The organism is Paenisporosarcina sp. P4_D4, from assembly GCF_056401835.1.
The window spans coordinates 37,334-54,600 of record NZ_JBFUIO010000009.1 but is presented as its reverse complement, the minus strand read 5'-3'; the positions used below and the strand labels follow the sequence as shown (position 1 = coordinate 54,600).

General features: G+C 40.6%; 16 protein-coding genes. All 16 read right to left on the bottom strand.

The genetic code is table 11. The features are described 5' to 3' along the window. Positions 1 to 49: 49 nt before the first annotated feature. A complete protein-coding gene (sigG, locus tag AC1DSL_RS04550; protein WP_036659758.1) occupies positions 50 to 838 on the bottom strand; it encodes an RNA polymerase sporulation sigma factor SigG in 789 nt (262 codons plus the stop codon). A 95-nt stretch (positions 839 to 933) separates the two neighbouring features. After that, positions 934 to 1,641, bottom strand: coding sequence for an RNA polymerase sporulation sigma factor SigE (gene sigE / locus AC1DSL_RS04545; RefSeq protein ID WP_016427763.1), 708 nt, complete (start codon positions 1,639 to 1,641; stop codon positions 934 to 936). Positions 1,642 to 1,660: 19 nt separating this feature from the next. Continuing rightward, positions 1,661 to 2,491 (bottom strand): sigma-E processing peptidase SpoIIGA, encoded by an 831-nt coding sequence (locus AC1DSL_RS04540; protein WP_477531326.1) that lies wholly within the window; start codon positions 2,489 to 2,491, stop codon positions 1,661 to 1,663. A gap of 161 nt (positions 2,492 to 2,652) precedes the next feature. Beyond that, on the bottom strand, positions 2,653 to 3,828 hold the full coding sequence (gene ftsZ / locus AC1DSL_RS04535) for a cell division protein FtsZ (protein ID WP_016427765.1): 1,176 nt from the start codon (positions 3,826 to 3,828) through the stop codon (positions 2,653 to 2,655). Positions 3,829 to 3,867: 39 nt separating this feature from the next. Then, positions 3,868 to 5,160 carry a cell division protein FtsA gene (ftsA, locus tag AC1DSL_RS04530; protein WP_016427766.1) on the bottom strand — a complete coding sequence of 431 codons (1,293 nt, stop codon included), beginning with the start codon at positions 5,158 to 5,160 and terminating at the stop codon, positions 3,868 to 3,870. 111 nt (positions 5,161 to 5,271) lie between these two features. Further along, positions 5,272 to 5,628 (bottom strand): small basic family protein, encoded by a 357-nt coding sequence (locus AC1DSL_RS04525; RefSeq protein ID WP_016427767.1) that lies wholly within the window; start codon positions 5,626 to 5,628, stop codon positions 5,272 to 5,274. Between the two features lie 3 nt (positions 5,629 to 5,631). Further along, entirely contained in the window at positions 5,632 to 6,351 is a 720-nt protein-coding gene (locus tag AC1DSL_RS04520) for a DUF881 domain-containing protein (RefSeq protein WP_342541839.1), read from the bottom strand. 343 nt (positions 6,352 to 6,694) lie between these two features. Further along, entirely contained in the window at positions 6,695 to 7,411 is a 717-nt protein-coding gene (locus tag AC1DSL_RS04515) for a DUF881 domain-containing protein (protein WP_477531325.1), read from the bottom strand. Beyond that, a complete protein-coding gene (locus AC1DSL_RS04510) occupies positions 7,392 to 8,183 on the bottom strand; it encodes a cell division protein FtsQ/DivIB (RefSeq protein WP_477531324.1) in 792 nt (263 codons plus the stop codon). The genes AC1DSL_RS04515 and AC1DSL_RS04510 overlap by 20 nt, the downstream gene beginning before the upstream one ends. A gap of 22 nt (positions 8,184 to 8,205) precedes the next feature. After that, a complete protein-coding gene (gene ftsW, locus AC1DSL_RS04505; protein ID WP_016427771.1) occupies positions 8,206 to 9,288 on the bottom strand; it encodes a putative lipid II flippase FtsW in 1,083 nt (360 codons plus the stop codon). A 20-nt stretch (positions 9,289 to 9,308) separates the two neighbouring features. Then, on the bottom strand, positions 9,309 to 10,661 hold the full coding sequence (gene murD / locus AC1DSL_RS04500) for a UDP-N-acetylmuramoyl-L-alanine--D-glutamate ligase (protein WP_477531323.1): 1,353 nt from the start codon (positions 10,659 to 10,661) through the stop codon (positions 9,309 to 9,311). Continuing rightward, on the bottom strand, positions 10,662 to 11,633 hold the full coding sequence (mraY, locus tag AC1DSL_RS04495; protein ID WP_477531322.1) for a phospho-N-acetylmuramoyl-pentapeptide-transferase: 972 nt from the start codon (positions 11,631 to 11,633) through the stop codon (positions 10,662 to 10,664). It lies immediately after the preceding gene. Between the two features lie 42 nt (positions 11,634 to 11,675). Continuing rightward, a complete protein-coding gene (locus tag AC1DSL_RS04490; RefSeq protein ID WP_477531321.1) occupies positions 11,676 to 13,598 on the bottom strand; it encodes a penicillin-binding transpeptidase domain-containing protein in 1,923 nt (640 codons plus the stop codon). Between the two features lie 58 nt (positions 13,599 to 13,656). Then, the gene (locus AC1DSL_RS04485; RefSeq protein WP_477531320.1) at positions 13,657 to 15,858 is read right to left on the bottom strand and encodes a penicillin-binding protein; all 2,202 of its coding nucleotides are present in this window, start codon (positions 15,856 to 15,858) and stop codon (positions 13,657 to 13,659) included. After that, on the bottom strand, positions 15,855 to 16,223 hold the full coding sequence (gene ftsL, locus AC1DSL_RS04480; RefSeq protein ID WP_477531319.1) for a cell division protein FtsL: 369 nt from the start codon (positions 16,221 to 16,223) through the stop codon (positions 15,855 to 15,857). The genes AC1DSL_RS04485 and ftsL overlap by 4 nt, the downstream gene beginning before the upstream one ends. Beyond that, positions 16,224 to 17,174: a 16S rRNA (cytosine(1402)-N(4))-methyltransferase RsmH gene (gene rsmH, locus AC1DSL_RS04475; protein WP_477531318.1), complete on the bottom strand. Its 951-nt coding sequence runs from the start codon at positions 17,172 to 17,174 to the stop codon at positions 16,224 to 16,226. Positions 17,175 to 17,267 lie beyond the last annotated feature (93 nt).

Genomic DNA, 17,267 nt, shown 5'->3' with positions numbered 1-17,267 from the left:
ACAAAAAATAAAGCTTTTATTCCAGAAAAGGAATAAAAGCTTTATTGATTCATCTGTAATCAATGTTGTATTCTTCTTTTATGACACGGATGGCGTGTTTCTCCAACCTTGAAATCTGAGCCTGGGAAATTCCCAATTCTTTAGCGATTTCAGTTTGGGTTTCACCATAATAATAACGTTTAGCTAATATTTTTTGCTCCCGAATGTCTAGCTTGCTTATGCTTTCTTTCATAAAAACATAAGTGGACCAGGATTCTTCTGACACTTGCTCATCTTTTAACTGATCGAGCATGAATACCGGGTCTCCCCCGTCGTGATAAATAGGCTCCTGCAACGAAATGGGTTCTTGAATGGCATCCAAAGCAAATAGAATATCTTCATGGGGAATATCAATCATCTCTGACAACTGCTGTAAAGTGGGTTCATGTAAATGTTCTGCGATATACTGCTCTTTGGCTTTCATTGACTTATATGCAATATCTCGCAAAGACCTTGATACACGTACCGGATGATGATCACGCAAATGTCTTCTGATTTCTCCAATTATCATAGGCACTGCATACGTTGAAAAACGCACATTGTGTTTTAAATCAAAGTTTTCAATTGATTTGATCAGGCCTATACAGCCCACTTGAAACAAGTCATCAGCTTGTTCTCCTCTGTAGGCAAAACGCTGGACTAAACTGAGGACCAATCGTAAGTTACCCATCACAAGCTCTTCTCTTGCTAATTCATCTCCACTTTGAAACCTTATAAAAGTTTGTGTCATCACTTCGTTTGATAAAACAGGTAGCTTTGACGTATCTACACCACATAATTCGACTTTTGTACGTACCATCGCTTTTTCCTCCGAACTGTTTAACACTGTGATACATATCAGTGTGTCCGCCTCGTAAGAAACTATGCGTTTTGCAATACGTCCAATTTCATCCATTAAGCTGTTGGTTGATTTAATTCTTCTCTCAAATCATGAATAATTTTCTTTTCTAATCGGGAAATATAAGACTGTGATATCCCAAGCATATCTGCAACTTCTTTTTGAGTCATTTCTTCTTGACCATTTAATCCGAAACGACATTCCATAATATATTTTTCCCTCTTTTCTAATAAATCAATTGCAGAAAACATAAATTGACGTTCAATCTTTTTCTCAACGTCTTCTGCAATAATATGTTCGTCAGTGCCTAAAATATCCGAAAGTAACAATTCGTTGCCATCAGCATCCGAGTTTAATGGTTCGTCAAAAGAAACTTCAGATTTTAATCTGCTCGTTTTTCGAAGATGCATCAGAATTTCATTTTCAATACAACGTGAAGCATATGTGGCAAGTTTAATTTTCTTTTCTGTATTGAATGTTTCAATCGCTTTAATAAGTCCAATCGAACCAATGCTGATTAAATCTTCAATATGTGTACCAGTATTTTCGAAACGTCTTGCAATATAGACAACAAGCCTCAAATTACGCTCAATCAACGTGTCACGAGCAGAAAGACTGCCATTCATAAACGCATCAATCGTTTTTGCTTCTTCTTCACGATTCATTGGATGTGGCAATGACTCACTACCGCCAATATAGTATGTTCCTTTACTACGCCATCGACTCCATAGCTCGATCAGTCTGTTCCAAATTTTCATTAACATAGCATTCGCCCTCCCATGATTAGCTGAATAATGTTGAAGCATGCAAAATAACATCTGTTTGACGTGGAAAATGTTTGCTGTTTTTAGTCAGAACGATATAACACGGCGCCAATGATTGCTCAGTTTTTGTTTTCAAACGGATATGATCAACTTTAATGCCAATTGCCCATGTCGATTCATTTTGAACGGTCTGGAGACGAATCAATCGCAATTGAGAGCGAAATGGTAAAGGAACATCTTTAAAATTTTCAGATGAACTTCCTTCAAAATCGTAAAGATACTGCCACAAATCCATTGGGAGGTATGATTTCATTTTTTCTGCAGAAATAAAATGAACAGGATTGCCTGACAACGGTTCTATGCATTGGTTGCCAGTGTCTGAATATGAGGTGAGTTGAAATTCTTGTTGAAACAAGCGAATGGTCACTTGACCGACATACGAATCTTTCAAGGCCGTCAGATTGACACGGAACCAATTTTTTCTGACACCCATTAAACTAAACACCAACACACTACCTGCAACCATCAAAACTACATACCAGCTGGCATTGGCTAAAAGTGGCTGTATGACTGTCAGTAGACCACCGGCAAACAAAGCCCCAATTAAAGTATTTGTTGCTGCCAGTATCCAATTGGTGCGATTCATTCCAAAAGCAATTGTCGTCATAACTACAAAGGTTGCAACGATTGAAAGGAAACTACCACCAAACAGAACAACACTTACACCACCCATAAATGCACTGAGCCATAATCGCCAAGACTTTTGATGAAACGAACCCATTTTGTTTGAAAAGGAAAGTAATGAAAAATTAATGAGTGTATTAATCGAGATCAAGACTTCAGCATACATTTTCTCACCTCCTACAAATAAGGTATCACTTGTCCGTCGCAAAACATGTCAGTTCTTGTATCTCTATTAAAAAAATCTACGACAAAAAAAGCCCAACTTAAGTAGCAATTTAAGCTACTTAAGTTGGGCTTCTAATTTATATTCTTCTTCACTTTTCGTTATTAGTTTCTCTTTTGACGGTTGCGCAAGAACGTAGGAATATCTAACGTATCTTCTTGATGTGAAGTTTGTTGCTCTCTTCTTGGTGCTTCTTGTTGGTAAGAAGGTGCTTCCTCACGTCTAGATTCACGAGTTGGAACATGTTGTGGTTGTTGAGGAGCTTGAGCTTGTTGAGCACGCCCTGCACCAAATCCACCGCTTCTTGTTGTACGATGAGTAATTTGTTCTTCGTTAAATCCAGTAGCAATTACTGTTACGATAATTTCATCTTTCAAATTATCATTGATTACAGAACCGAAAATCATATTAACATCTTCATCAGACGCAGATGCAACGATATCAGCCGCTTCTTGAACTTCAAATAAGCTTAAGTTTGAACCGCCAGTGATGTTCATTAAAACACCCTTAGCTCCGTCAATTGATGTTTCAAGAAGAGGACTTGAAATGGCCTTCTTCGCAGCTTCAGCAGCACGGTTTTCACCAGAAGAAATACCGATACCCATAAGAGCAGAACCTTTGTTTGACATAATAGTTTTAACGTCAGCAAAGTCCAAGTTAATTAAACCAGGTACGGCAATCAAATCCGAAATACCTTGTACACCTTGACGAAGAACGTTATCCGCTTCACGGAATGCTTCCAACATCGGTGTGTTTTTATCAACAATTTCAAGTAATCGGTCATTAGGAATAACGATTAATGTATCAACCGCTTCCTTCATCGATCCGATACCGCCAATTGCCTGAGTAGAACGCTTACGACCTTCAAATGTGAATGGACGAGTTACAACACCTACTGTCAAAGCACCAATTTCACGTGCAATTTGTGCAATTACAGGTGCAGCACCTGTTCCAGTTCCGCCACCCATACCAGCAGTAACGAAAACCATATCAGCACCACGTAAAGCTTCTTCGATTTGTTCTTTGCTTTCTTCAGCAGCTTTTTTACCTACTTCAGGGTTCGCTCCTGCACCAAGTCCACGCGTCAATTTCGCGCCGATTTGTAACTTCACTTCTGCTTTTGATAAATTCAATGCTTGTGCATCTGTATTGACTGCAATAAATTCTACACCTTTAACTCCGTGTTCAATCATACGGTTTACAGCGTTATTTCCGCCACCACCGACACCAATGACTTTGATGACGGCAAGTTGGTCTACACTTGTATCAAACTCCAACATCGCATTTCCTCCTTCAATTACAAATAGTCTCTAAGTTTATTATTCGAAAAATTTATCGAGGAATTTGCGAGCTTTCCCCATCACGCCTTCTTTGTCTTCTTCTTTTGTCTGTGTTTGCTGTTTTTGTTTTTTGGGAGCTGGTGAATGTTGTTCAGGTTTTTTTGGTTGCCCTAACGCACTGTTTCCACCGAATCGGTTAAAGAATTGATCTTCCATATAAGCGTAGCGTATTAACCCGACTGCTGTAGCGTAACCCGGTTCACGTACTCCGATATACTCAGGTGTATAAAGTCTGACGCGAGTTTGCAAAATATGGCGAGCCAATTGGGAAAGCCCTTCTAATTTTGCAACCCCACCCGTAATGACCACTCCACCAGGTAAATCTTGAAGACCCATACGATAGAATTCTTCTAAGACTAATTCAAATAACTCTTCTAAACGAACGCCAATAATCTCAGATATGTATCTTTGACTATATTGTTCTTTCATTTCTGCACCAATCACAGGAACTTCAAACAATTCATCGTCAGATGCATCATCATAAAAGGCATGTCCATATTGATGTTTAATTTTTTCCGCTTGTTCAGTTGGTGTTTTCAAAACAATAGATAAATCTTTAGTTAAATGATCCCCACCGACCGGCAATACGGATGTGTGTGTTAAATGACCATCTTGGAAGACAGCAATCGTAGTTGAACCGCCACCAATATCAATGAATGCGGTTCCATGATTTTTTTCATCTTCTGATAATGCAAAATAGCCAGAAGCGAGTGGTTGCAAATATATTTCACGGATTTGAAGACCCGCACGCTCCACACAACGTAAAACATTATGTAAAATCGTTTTTGATGTCGTCATCATTGTTCCATCCATTTCTAGACGGATACCAATCATGCCGCGAGGATCTTTAATTTCATCCAGATGATCCACAATAAATTGTTTGGGTACTAAATTGACTAATTCTCTTTCAGGCGGAATCGACATCACTTGGGCCGAGTCTATCACGCGATCTAAATCATCATCGGTAATTTCACGATTCTCACTATTAACTGCCACCACGCCTTTAACTTGATGCAACATGGCTTGATTTGCAGGAATTCCTAACACGACTTCGTTTATAGACATTCCGATCATTCGTTCAGCTTGGTCGATTGCTTTTTTAATGGACTGCACGGTCGCATCAATATCGACAATTGCACCTTTTCTAATTCCGTTTGATTTTACATTCCCAACGCCAATAACGTTTAGGGAACCGTTCGTCATCTCTCCGATAAGGACCTTAATTGATGAAGAACCAATATCGAGAGAAACATATAATTCTGTCTGATTCAATCCGTGGCACCTCCTTCAACAACTCTTTACTCATCATTCTATTGCATTCTATCAAGCTTGTCTAAGTAAAATCGTCAAAAGTTGTAAATTTTCCTTCTATTCGACTGTTTTTTAGTCAATAGTCCCTTTTCTTTCCGTCCATCTTGTCAATAATATCCGTCGAATCACTGCTATATTTTGGAATAGTCTTACTCCGAAAGCGAAAATAGCTGCCAAATACAAGTCAACGCCTAAATGTACGCCAAGAAAAGCTAGTCCCGCAGCTAGCGCAATATTGAAGAAAAATCCAGATACGAACACTTTGTCATCATATACATGTTGAAGTTGTGCTCGAATACCTCCAAATAATGTATCAAGCGCTGCTAAAACTGCTATTGATAAATAGTTTTCATACACCGAAGGGATTTGAATATCAGTTAGTAATCCGAGAGATATACCCAAGATTAATCCTAGTAATGGTAGCCACATATGTTAGTCCCCTTTCGATGTATTTTTCAAGTAGTCATTTTCAATGGGCTGATCATAAGCTGGAATACTTATTTGCTCTTTTGGTTCGCCTATCTTTAAAGTCAGATTATCGATAAAGAAGTCGTCCGCAATCATAGAAGATTGTAGATGGTTGTATAGCTTTTCAGCATCTTCCATGGTCTCCGTTCCAATTCTAATTTTAAATGGCGGAGTTCTGACATTTAAACTATTAACTGTCGTCTGCCCATTAATATCCCTGATTGGTGAGGAATGAATAATGCGTTTCCCATCGATTGAAACAGCATGCCCGTTAAAACGGTTAATTTCATTAAGCAAGCGAGCGAGTAAATCTGGTGAGATACCCGTTACATTGTCACCAAGTGCAATTCCTTCCAAAGAAGGTTCAATTACCAGTTCCAATCCAGGTCCTGTCACTACGGTCAAACCCGCTTTTGCTCTTAACGTTTCAAGCGTTTCGTTCAATGCTTGCGCAGGGCTCTCGGACTGCAAATTTTCATACTTTGTGATGGTTTCATTAACATCTCTAATTTCTGACAAAAGCTCTGAATGCAGTTGTTTTTCTGCCGACAGCTCTTGCCTGATTTCCCAAATATCACGCGTATCCCGTGATTCTGGTTTTTGTACCGTATTGTATTGTACCGCAACCATAAAACCTACAATTAATAAGATAAACGTGAAGCGGACATAAACACCTTGTTTCATTGAACCGCTCCTTCCTTTCATGTAAAGAGGTTGTCCATGCTTGCTTGTCCATGCCATTCTAAAAGTAGCGGTGGTGTGCTAGAGTGGCGCTTTCCGCTTTCCGCTTTTCTAGGTCTAGCTCCAAACGCCAGCCCACTCCTAAGCTTCAGACCCTCATGCGAAAGCAAGCTTTCGAATCGGGTCTTCCAGCGCCGGAGTCAGGCTAGAATGGCGCTTTCCGCTTTTCTAGGTCTAACTCCAAACGCCAGCCCGCTCCTAAGCTTCAGACCCTCATGCGAAAGTAAGCCTTCGAATCGGGTCTTCCAGCGCCGGAGTCAGGCTAGAGTGGCGCTTTCCGCTTTTCTTATAACGCTGGCATTTGTATTTTTGATTTTTCTTCGATTGTTACCACAATATTATCATTAAGCAATTGATCTAGCACACCACCAGTGAGTTTCAATGATGGCATTAATACAGTTGGATCACCTATTGCCTCAATAACGAATGGAGCAGGGAACTGTTTTCCATCAATCGTTATGACCGGACCGTTGCATTTTATGTACGAATTGGCTTGCAATCTTTGTCCATTGATAGCTATTGCTTGTGCTCCAGATATTTTCAGTTCATTCAGCACCTGGAATACATGACTTTCGTGAACAATATAGTCATTTGGATTGACTGAAGCTGGATCGTACTCGGCATCTTCAAGTTGAACTATTACTCCTTCACCTGTGGAAGGAAGAATTCCTAGAAGTAATCGTAAATCTTCCGCTTCATCTATCAGACTCTCGTACTGCTCTTCACTTCCTGACAGTGATTTTTCAATCTCGCGAACTTGTTGTTGTCTCGCCACTAATTCTGTTTCCAACTCTTTATTTCGTTCTTTTTGCTGAATAAGGTCTTCCCTGTAGCGTTCCTCATGTTCAAAATACTTGCTGCTGGTAGGATCTCCGCTCATCTTTTTACTGCTCGATAGACTATAGGAATAGGCTAAAATAAAGCCTAGCACTAGGCACACTAAAGAAAAAATAATACGTTTGTTCACAACCGAACGATTAGGCTTATTCTGGAGTTTTTTCAACTTCCTCCTCCTCCTTTGGCTGTGGATTATACATATCTACATATGTCTGGAAGAAGGATCCCACTTCTATGTCAATGACACCTTTTTCAGATTCACCGATTTGTGCAATGATTGATGGATAATAATTCATTTTTTCAGCAAATGACGGAATTACGGCCCTAACTTCAAATCCGTCATTCATAAATAATCGAATGCGGTAAGGGTCTGCCTTAGATGGAACAGATTCTATCTGTGAAATCATGGACAAAACTTCACCGTTTAATTTGGCAAGTTCCTTCACCATACGAGTCAATGCTTTTGGATTATCAAACGCACTTAATACAGGTGCATCGACCGGCGCCATGTTTTCAGAGGTATGATACACAGTTCCATTTTCAAGTACCAAATCAAAGCCATCTTCTGTTTGTACATAGGCTGCTTTTTTCCACTCTTTTAATTCAATTGTTACCGCCGTTAAACCGCTTCGCTTAACTGTGACATCTTGAATCCATTCATTTTTTTGTAAAATTTCTTCGGCATTACTTGTCCGGATTTCCCACATGGATTGTCCTTTTTGAATACCACTTCGATCAATATATTCGTCACTTGTCGCTAAATTAGACCCTTTTACGACAATGGTTTGAACGTGACTATACGGAGATTGAAAATAGAGGAGACCAAGTAAAGTTAATAGGAAAAAGACGAGCAATAACGTGAACTTGCGATTTGTTCTCTTTTTTCTGCGCTCTCTCAGCGTTGGTATACGGTCTTCAATGTCGATAATTTTATCCACGTTATTCACTCCTTCCTATCTATCAGTCTTTTGAAAATCGTAGAATTAGCCCGACAATGAGCCAGGTTGAAAGTAAAGATGAGCCACCGTAACTAATAAATGGTAATGTTACACCTGTTACTGGGAATAAGCCAATGACCACCCCAATATTTAAAAATATTTGGAAACCAATCATCGATTGAATTCCTGCAATCGCATAAAAACCTACTTTGGTTGGCGCCAATACGGCTAGTCTATATCCTGTGTACAAGAACAGGCAGAACAACCCAATTAACAAGAAAGCACCGATAAAGCCCATTTCCTCCACAATGATCGAGAAAATGAAATCATTTTGTGGTTCGGGCAAATAAAGGAACTTCTGTCGACTTTGGCCGAAGCCGTGACCAAACAATCCCGATGGTCCGATCGCCATTAAAGATTGGGTACCTTGAAAACCGCTATTCAATGCATCTTCCCATGGATCGAGGAAGGCATATATACGCTTTAATCTGTAAGGTGCAGAAATGATCAAGCCAACGAGAGCCAATACGCCAATGGACCCAATACCAACGAAGAAGCGCACCGGAAACCCCGCGATGAACAACAGGGAAAATCCACCCACAATTAACAGAAAAGCTGAACCAAAATCCGGCTGGACCAATATGATTCCAGCGGGAACCAAACAAATCAGTATGGGCTGAACATAGCGTCTTTTGAGTCCAGTAGACTTTTGTGCCAGCATGCAAGCTAGAAATCCAATGACTGAAATCTTGACGAATTCAGCAGGTTGCAAGCTGAAACCGGCGATTTGAATCCAGCTTTGGGATCCATTCCTTACAATCCCTAGACCGGGGATGTACACCGAAAAAAGCAGAAGAATGGATAAAATATAAGCAATCTTCCAGAATTTTCGATTGCTCAGGAACGTCATTTTCGACATAACAAGTGCACATAACATCCCCAAGGTGCCGAACATTGCCTGTTTCCAGAAGAATGGCAAACTGTCTTGGTAATGCACTTTCCCCCAGTAAGAGCCGGCAGAGTAAACAAAAAAATAGCCAATGACAGTTAATAGTAAACTAGTAAACAGAAAAACATTTGTCGGTCTTTTCTGCAGTTTTGGCATCCCTTCGTCTGTTATTCTTATTAGTTGATTTGAAAGACTGCTTGGATGAAATCGTCTCCACGCAACTCAAAGTTTGCATATTGATCCCAACTCGCACATGCTGGTGAAAGCAGAATGACATCATGTGGTTTTGATAACTCAGTTGCGACATGAACGGCTTGTTGAATATTCTCGACTTTTTCCAAACCTTTAACTCCACATGATTCGGCAAATTCAATAAGACGCTCAGCCGTTTCTCCAAATGTCACGATAACTTTCACGTTCCCCATATACTCACGCATTTCCTCAAATGAATGGCCGCGATCTAATCCACCAGCAATTAATATGATAGGTTCCTTGAAGGCTGCGAGCGCACTCTTGGTTGCTAAAGTATTCGTTGCTTTCGAATCATTGAAGAACTTGCGTTGCTTCCATTCGCGTACGAATTGTGTGCGATGTTTTACTCCAGTAAAGGACGTCAAGACATGCTCAATTGTTTCTTTTGGACAAGACATTAAAATGGATGTAGCAACTGCAGCTAAAATGTTTTCTAGATTGTGTTCTCCAGGCAAAGCAATTGATTTTCTTTCAAGGAATGGTTCGCCGAGCCAATAGATACGTTCAGCATCCGCACTGATTCCATCTTGACGACGTCCTTTAGTAGAAAACGGCAAAAGTTTTGCTTTAGTTTTGCTTGCATAATTAACCACTGCTGGTTGATCTGCATTGTAAATGAAAATATCTTCAGACGTTTGATTTTTGGTGACTGCAAATTTTGCATCGCCATATTCTTCGAAAGATCCGTGATAATCCAAATGGGCTTCATATAAATTAGTCAAAATCGAGATTTTCGGTTTGAATTGATCAACACCCATCAATTGGAATGATGATAATTCAGTTACGATGATTTGGTCCGCCTGTGCCTCTTGCGCAACTGAACAAGCTACCGTACCGATATTGCCGGCGATTAATGGCTTTTGACCACCTTGATTCAATATATGGAAAAGTAAGGTAGTAGTGGTTGTTTTACCATTCGAGCCTGTAATGCCGATAAACGGAGCCTCGCTTATTAAATAGGCAAGTTCAATTTCTGTCCAAACCGGTATTCCCCGGGAAATAGCGTCACTGACAATCGGGTTGTGATAAGGAATACCAGGATTTTTAATTACATATTCGAATCCTTCGTCCAGCAAATCCTCAGGATGTCTTCCGCAAATGACGGTAATTCCTTTACTCAATAAATTCTGTGCATCTTGACTTTCCTCAAATGGTTTCGCGTCATTGACGGTAACAAAAGCACCTAATTTGTGGAGCAGCTCCGCAGCTGCGACGCCGCTTTTTGCAAGTCCCAGTACCAATACTTTTTTTGATGTAAATTGTGTAATGCTTTTCATTTATAATACCTCCATCATAACGACAATAAAGGCTGCAAGGAATGCCGTTGACCAAAAGACGACGACAACTTTCCATTCAGACCAGCCGGATAATTCAAAATGGTGATGAAGAGGACTCATTTTAAATATTCGTTTTCCAGTCGTTTTAAAACTGATGACTTGTAAAATTACGGACAGCGTTTCTGCAACGAATATGATCCCAACAAGCAGCAACAAAAGCTCTTGCTTAACTAAAATCGAAACCATCGCCAGAGCTCCACCCAGTGCGAGCGAACCAGTATCCCCCATAAATAATTTAGCAGGATTTGCATTGAAAATTAAGAAACCAAGAAGTGCGCCTGTTACGGCAAACGCGAAAATCGCAATATCTTGTTGATTGTAATACATGGCCAATACGCCAAATGTTGTAAAAGCAATGGAGGCTGTTCCTGAAACTAAGCCGTCCAGACCATCTGTCAAATTGACTGCATTCGAGAATCCTACCAGCCAAAACACCATGAATAATACATAGGCAAAGCCAAGATCAACTGACCAGTCCGTGAACGGTATACCTACTGTAGTTTCAAATGGACCTTGCTTTAACAAGAAGAAAGAGGCTACGGCAATAACGATTTGCCCAATCAATTTTTGTAAGGATGTTAATCCTAAATTTCTTTTTAATACAACTTTAATAAAGTCATCCAAAAAGCCAATGACGCCAAAACCGACAAACACGATGACTAAAACAATCGTTTGTGTGGTTAACATTTCCAAATAAAAAGCAACGCCTAGAGTCGTGAGGACAATGGAAACAATAAAAACAAGCCCTCCCATCGTAGGGGTGCCGGCTTTTTTCATATGGGATTGAGGACCTTCCTCACGGATACTTTGACCAAACTTCATTCGCTTTAATGCCGGAATGAAAAGTGGAGTTAACAGTATCGTAAGGACAAAGCCAATCCCTACAATCATAAGTGTTGTTGCGAGTGTCATATGTATTCTCCTTCAAATAAACGATGGTTGTCGTTATTACTATTATTCACCTAAGTATAAATGAACCGTACCGTCTACAGACAGTAAACTGTCTGCTTTTGGAAGCTGGGAGATGATTTTATTTCCCGTCCCGTGCCATTCAATTCTGAAAGGCTCTTCCATTTTAATCACTTTATTTTTCTCGAGACCTACTAGTTCAGGTACTCGCAATTGCATTGCATCTCCCCAACGATACTCTTTTTCAAGTTGATCTTTGGCAGAATTCTTGAATCCAATAAAAGGGGCACTATCTTCAATGATTTGTCCTACAATCGGTGCAGCAATAACTCCAYCGAACTGCAACACGTGTTTTGGATTATCTATGGCGATATATACCACGATTTCAGGGTCGTTAGCCGGTGCAAAGCCAATAAACGAAACAATGTATTGCCCTTCTACATAGCGACCGTTAACAGCCTTTTGAGCAGTCCCTGTTTTCCCTCCAATGCGCATCGTATCGCGGAATGCATTTCGGCCTGAGCCGTTCGCCACAACTGATTCCAATGCTTCACGAACTTGTTTGGATGTTTCTTCAGAAATAACCTGTCTTACTTTCGTTGGTTTGTTTTCCTTTATCACTTCGTTCGTTTGTTCATTGTAAATTCGATTTACAACATAGGGTTGAAACAAAGTACCGCCATTGACAGCAGCTGATACTGCCTGAACTTGTTGAATGGGTGTTGTTGAAATTCCTTGGCCGAACGATGTAGTCGCATGTTCGACAGGTCCATAACTTCCTTTAGAAAACAGAATTCCTGAGGATTCACCAGCAATGGATGATCCTGTTTTTTGCCCAAAACCAAAATCACGTATGTATTGCGACAGCTTGTCACGTCCAACACGTTGACCTAGTTCAATAAAGCCTGGGTTACAAGAGTTTTCAACCACTTCCAAAAAAGTCTGATGCTTATGACCTTCCCTTTTCCAGCATCGCAACCTTGCGCCTTCGACAATCGCATACCCCGGATCATAAAAAGCTTCTTTTTTTAAATCCACTTTCCCTTCTTCAAGAGCAGCTGCAAGCGTGATTATTTTGAAAGTTGAACCAGGTTCAAATGTCATCGACACCGGCAAGTTCTGATTATAAACGCTAGGACTCACTTTGTCATATTGTAAAGGATGGAAAGTCGGGAACGAAGCTAATCCCAGAATCGCTCCTGTTTTTGGATTCATGGCAATTCCCATCGCCTGATCAGCATCATATTTCTTCATTGCCTGGGATAATTCTCTTTCTATCACTTCTTGGACATCTAAATCAATCGTCAAATCGATCGTCGAACCATCCTTTCCTTTCCCCCATTCGTCATTTACATGGGGCAAGGAAGTGCCTTTTGCATCTGTAAATAATCTGAGCGTTGATTCTGTCGATGTCAAAAATTCATTGTATTGATATTCAATACCGGCTAGACCTTCATGATCGTATCCAGTGAACCCCAATAACCGAGACAATATTTCATCATGGGGATAATCTCGAACATAGTCAACCCCTGTATATAAACCAGGAATTTTTAAGGATTGGATTTCAATCGCTTTACCGAGCTCTATATTCTTTCCTGCAGGCGCCAATTTTATTAGGAATGTTTTTTTACTCATCTGCTCAACCAGTTTATTTTCGTCAATATTAAGAGCTTTGCTTAGTTTTGCAGCAGCACTCTCAACATCTTCATTTTGAGCAGGCATAAAATACAGCGTCGGTGAGAGCTTGCTTCCTACAATTAATTCACCATCACGATCGCGAATGTTGCCTCTTGTCTGTGAAAATGGAATTTCACGATCCCAATTCTCTTCTGCTTTCTCAGTAAGCCATTCATATTGAAAAAATTGCATGTAAATCAATTTCCCCAATGATGCAATACTTAAGCAAAAAAAGAGAAGAACCATTGTCCGAACTCTGATTTTCAATTGCTGAGGCACTCCTGCCTTCATTTTAACCACACCTTGTTTTTTAACAACGTATGATAGGAATGGAGTGCCTATTCAATATTTAATCTTGCGGAAGTGTTTCTTCTCCATCTTTAACCGGCGGTGGTTCTATTTTTTTATTGGTTTCTTCCGGTGTTTCCAATTTAATAACGATCGGGGTCTGTTCGTTCGCGACCGACCCTTTGGAAACACTTTGACTTACGACATACCCTTCTCCGACGACTTCAATGTTTAATCCGGAAAGCTCTTGGTATACCCAAATATGACGTTTAGACCAATTCGTAAAGTCCGGTATCGTGATAGGACCTTGTGTTTTCAACAGGACCAGACTCCCTGGAAGAATTTCAGTACCAGCAGCTGGAAACTGCTCTTGAACTTTGCCATTTTCTCCGATAGTCACTGCATTCATTTTATGTTCAAGCATGGTACTTTGAGCCATCGCCAAATCTTTATCTTTCACGTCCGGCAGTGTCACTGATGGAATGGATTTTACTTGCTGTGGTTTGATGTTCATGTATTTCAAACTATTTTCAGTCACGGATTTGAATATTTCCGAAACAGGAATGGATCCCACTTCACCATCTTTTAATTTCGGTTTAGAAACCGCCACATATACCACCAACTGTGGATCTTCTGCGGGAGCCATGCCAAGGAATGAATACAAATAGTTTTCATACCCTTTCTGATAGCGTCCAAACTCATCCGGAATTTCCGCAGTTCCCGTTTTTCCGGCCACCGTATAATCCGTCAGTTCAAATCTTTTAGCCGTCCCGTGTTCAGCCGTAACCGTAGAGGCCAATAACTCCCGCATTTTTTTTGCAGTTTCCGCAGAAATAGGTTTACCTGCTTGTTCCGGTTTTGAGTCATGCATGACCTCATTGGTAGAGGGGTTTACTATTTTTTCGATAACATACGGTTTCATCATGACTCCATCATTAGCAATGGCTGTTTCGGCTTGAATCAGTTGCATAGGGGTCACAGTGGATCCTTGACCAAACGTAGAAACCAGACGGTCGATCGGCCACTTACTGATAATTTCCCCGCTTGCTTCATTTGGCAGGTCAATGCCTGTTTTCTTGCCAAAGCCAAATTTGTCCAAGTATTCAAGGAAGACGGTGTCACCCAGTCTCTCTAGTAAATAAGCCATGGCAACGTTTGAGGATCGTTGGAATCCTTCTTCAAACGTAATCGTACCCCATCCTGTACGATTGTGGTCACGGATTGTTCGGTCGAGTAATGTATATTGTCCCGATTGGTACCAAGCGTTCGGATCCCATTTGCCTTCTTCCATGGCAGCAGCAACCGTAAACGTCTTCATCGTGGAACCTGGTTCTATCGTATTTTCAATAGTTTCATTCAACCAGTTTGTTGTCAGTCCTTCACGTGTTTCCGGATCGAAAGAGGGACGCTGGCTCATGGCCAGAATTTTACCCGTCTTCGGATCTGCGACCATCGCTACTATTTTCTCAGGATTATACTGTTCCTCAACACGACTCATGGCATCTTCAAGGAAATTCTGGACTGTTTTATCCAGCGTCAGATGAATGTTATGCCCATCCTGTGCAGGCGTCACCATTTCTTCAGAATTCGGTAGTAGATACCCCCATAAATCACTTTCGTATTGCACTTTTCCATTTTTCCCAGTTAATTGCTTGTTATAAATCGATTCAAGACCCATTTTACCTACTGTCTGGAAAGTGCCATCTTCCTGTTCTTCTTTCACGGCAAAACCAATTAAATGAGAAGCAAATGTCCCATTTGGGTAAAAACGTTTTAAATCTTTGACAAAAACGAGACCAGGCAATTTATGCTCCGAAATTTTCGTCATGACTTCATGACTGATATCTCTGCCAGCAGAACCAAATTCAACTTGATAAACGTCTTCTTTCGATAAACGTTCCATTATTTTCTCTTTTGATAATGGAATGTATTCAGCAAGTACAGTTGCCGTTTTCTCCACATCATTTACATGTTGCGGATTTTTTGCATCTGCCGTTGCTTCTGGACTGAGCACCGCTACTAATCGGTAGCTCAATGTATCTTCCGCAATAATTTCACCGTTTTTATCGAGAATTTTACCTCGACTCGAAGTAATCACTTGTTCTCTTTCATATTTAGCGGCTGCTTTTGCTGCAAGCGCTTGCCCATCCGCTTCTCCCGTGACCTGAATAAATATCATCCTTGACAACAATAGAAAAAAGAGCCCTCCGTAGAACAATAACATCAGAAAGGCTCCCCATTGAAATCGAAATTTCTTCTTCATTGTCCCGGTACGACCTTCACATTTTGCTCGTTCAGTTTCAAGCCAAGTGCTTTAGCTTTTTCCCAAACTCGCTCATACTTTGAGAGCTCACTAACTTGAATGGACAAATCTGTATTCTGTTTTTTTGTTTCATCGATTTGCTGTTCAATTGATCGAATGTCTTGAGCAGATGTGTGAATGCTTGCTTGTGTCTGTAAAATCATCACACAAAACAATGCAACGACGGATACGAAGACTGCAAATAATATTTTCTCACCTTTAGTAAAAATTTTCCGTTCCGGCTTAGTCGACGGATGGATGGCAGGCTGTGGATTAACGACAGGCTGCTTTATGTAAGTTGTTTGTGTTTTTGCGTGCATTGCCATTTAGACACGTCCTTCATCCTTTATTTTTTCAGCGATTCGTAGCTTCGCTGATCGAGAGCGATTATTGTGAAGTAATTCTTCTTCACTTGGTAATATCGGTTTTCTTGTTACTAATTTCAACATAGGTTCCATGCCTTCTGGGATGACCGGTAAATTTGGTGGTAGATCCGGGTATGAGGCTGCTTCTTTGAAAATGGTTTTCGTAATGCGGTCCTCCAGTGAGTGGAAAGTGATGACGCTGATACGTCCATTTAATGCAAGCAAGTCGAGTGCATCTTGGAGTGATTGTTCAGCAGCTCCTAGTTCATCATTCACTGCAATCCGAATTGCTTGGAATACGCGTTTCGCAGGATGTCCGCCTTTTCTTCGGGCAGGTGCCGGGATCCCATCTTTAATTAATTCTACAAGTTGTCCTGTTGTTTCGATTGGTGCATGTTTTCTGGCTTCTTCAATCTTGCGAGCTATCTGTTTTGAGAATTTCTCTTCACCATAGCGATAGAAAATGCGAACCAAATCATTGAATTCCCATTCGTTGACCACGTGATAGGCCGAAAGTGGCGCAGAAGTATCCATACGCATGTCCAAAGGTGCATCATGGTTGTAACTAAATCCACGTTCCGGCGTATCGAGTTGTGGTGATGAAACACCCAGGTCATACAGGATCCCATCCACTTTTTCGATGCCAAGTTCGTGAAGCTTTTCTTTTATGAAGCGGAAATTCGCATGTACAAAGATTACTTTGTGCAAATGATCTGACAGACGAATTTTCGCATTTTCGATTGCGATTGTGTCTTGATCAAAGCAAATCAATCTTCCTTGATCGTTTAACTGTTGTACTAAATATTCACTATGTCCCGCTCCACCAAGGGTGCAGTCAACATATGTACCGTCTGGACGAATGTTCAATCCGTCAACGGTTTCATGAAGTAATACGGTTGTATGGTTGAACAACGGTTCGTCCTCCTAATTTTCTTATGTCTAACTCCGAAGCCCAGCTCACTCCTAAGCTTCAGTCTCTCATGCGAAAGCAGGCTTTCGCATCGT

What these genes read in the sequence shown, in the direction of transcription:
- ftsW (WP_016427771.1), bottom strand. Translation starts at nt 9,288, where the DNA reads ATGCCAAAACTGCAGAAAAGACCGACAAATGTTTTTCTGTTTACTAGT.
- AC1DSL_RS04520 (WP_342541839.1), bottom strand. Translation starts at nt 6,351, where the DNA reads ATGAAACAAGGTGTTTATGTCCGCTTCACGTTTATCTTATTAATTGTA.
- ftsL (WP_477531319.1), bottom strand. Translation starts at nt 16,223, where the DNA reads ATGGCAATGCACGCAAAAACACAAACAACTTACATAAAGCAGCCTGTC.
- mraY (WP_477531322.1), bottom strand. Translation starts at nt 11,633, where the DNA reads ATGACACTCGCAACAACACTTATGATTGTAGGGATTGGCTTTGTCCTT.
- AC1DSL_RS04485 (WP_477531320.1), bottom strand. Translation starts at nt 15,858, where the DNA reads ATGAAGAAGAAATTTCGATTTCAATGGGGAGCCTTTCTGATGTTATTG.
- AC1DSL_RS04525 (WP_016427767.1), bottom strand. Translation starts at nt 5,628, where the DNA reads ATGTGGCTACCATTACTAGGATTAATCTTGGGTATATCTCTCGGATTA.
- murD (WP_477531323.1), bottom strand. Translation starts at nt 10,661, where the DNA reads ATGAAAAGCATTACACAATTTACATCAAAAAAAGTATTGGTACTGGGA.
- sigG (WP_036659758.1), bottom strand. Translation starts at nt 838, where the DNA reads ATGGTACGTACAAAAGTCGAATTATGTGGTGTAGATACGTCAAAGCTA.
- AC1DSL_RS04540 (WP_477531326.1), bottom strand. Translation starts at nt 2,491, where the DNA reads ATGTATGCTGAAGTCTTGATCTCGATTAATACACTCATTAATTTTTCA.
- sigE (WP_016427763.1), bottom strand. Translation starts at nt 1,641, where the DNA reads ATGTTAATGAAAATTTGGAACAGACTGATCGAGCTATGGAGTCGATGG.
- ftsZ (WP_016427765.1), bottom strand. Translation starts at nt 3,828, where the DNA reads ATGTTGGAGTTTGATACAAGTGTAGACCAACTTGCCGTCATCAAAGTC.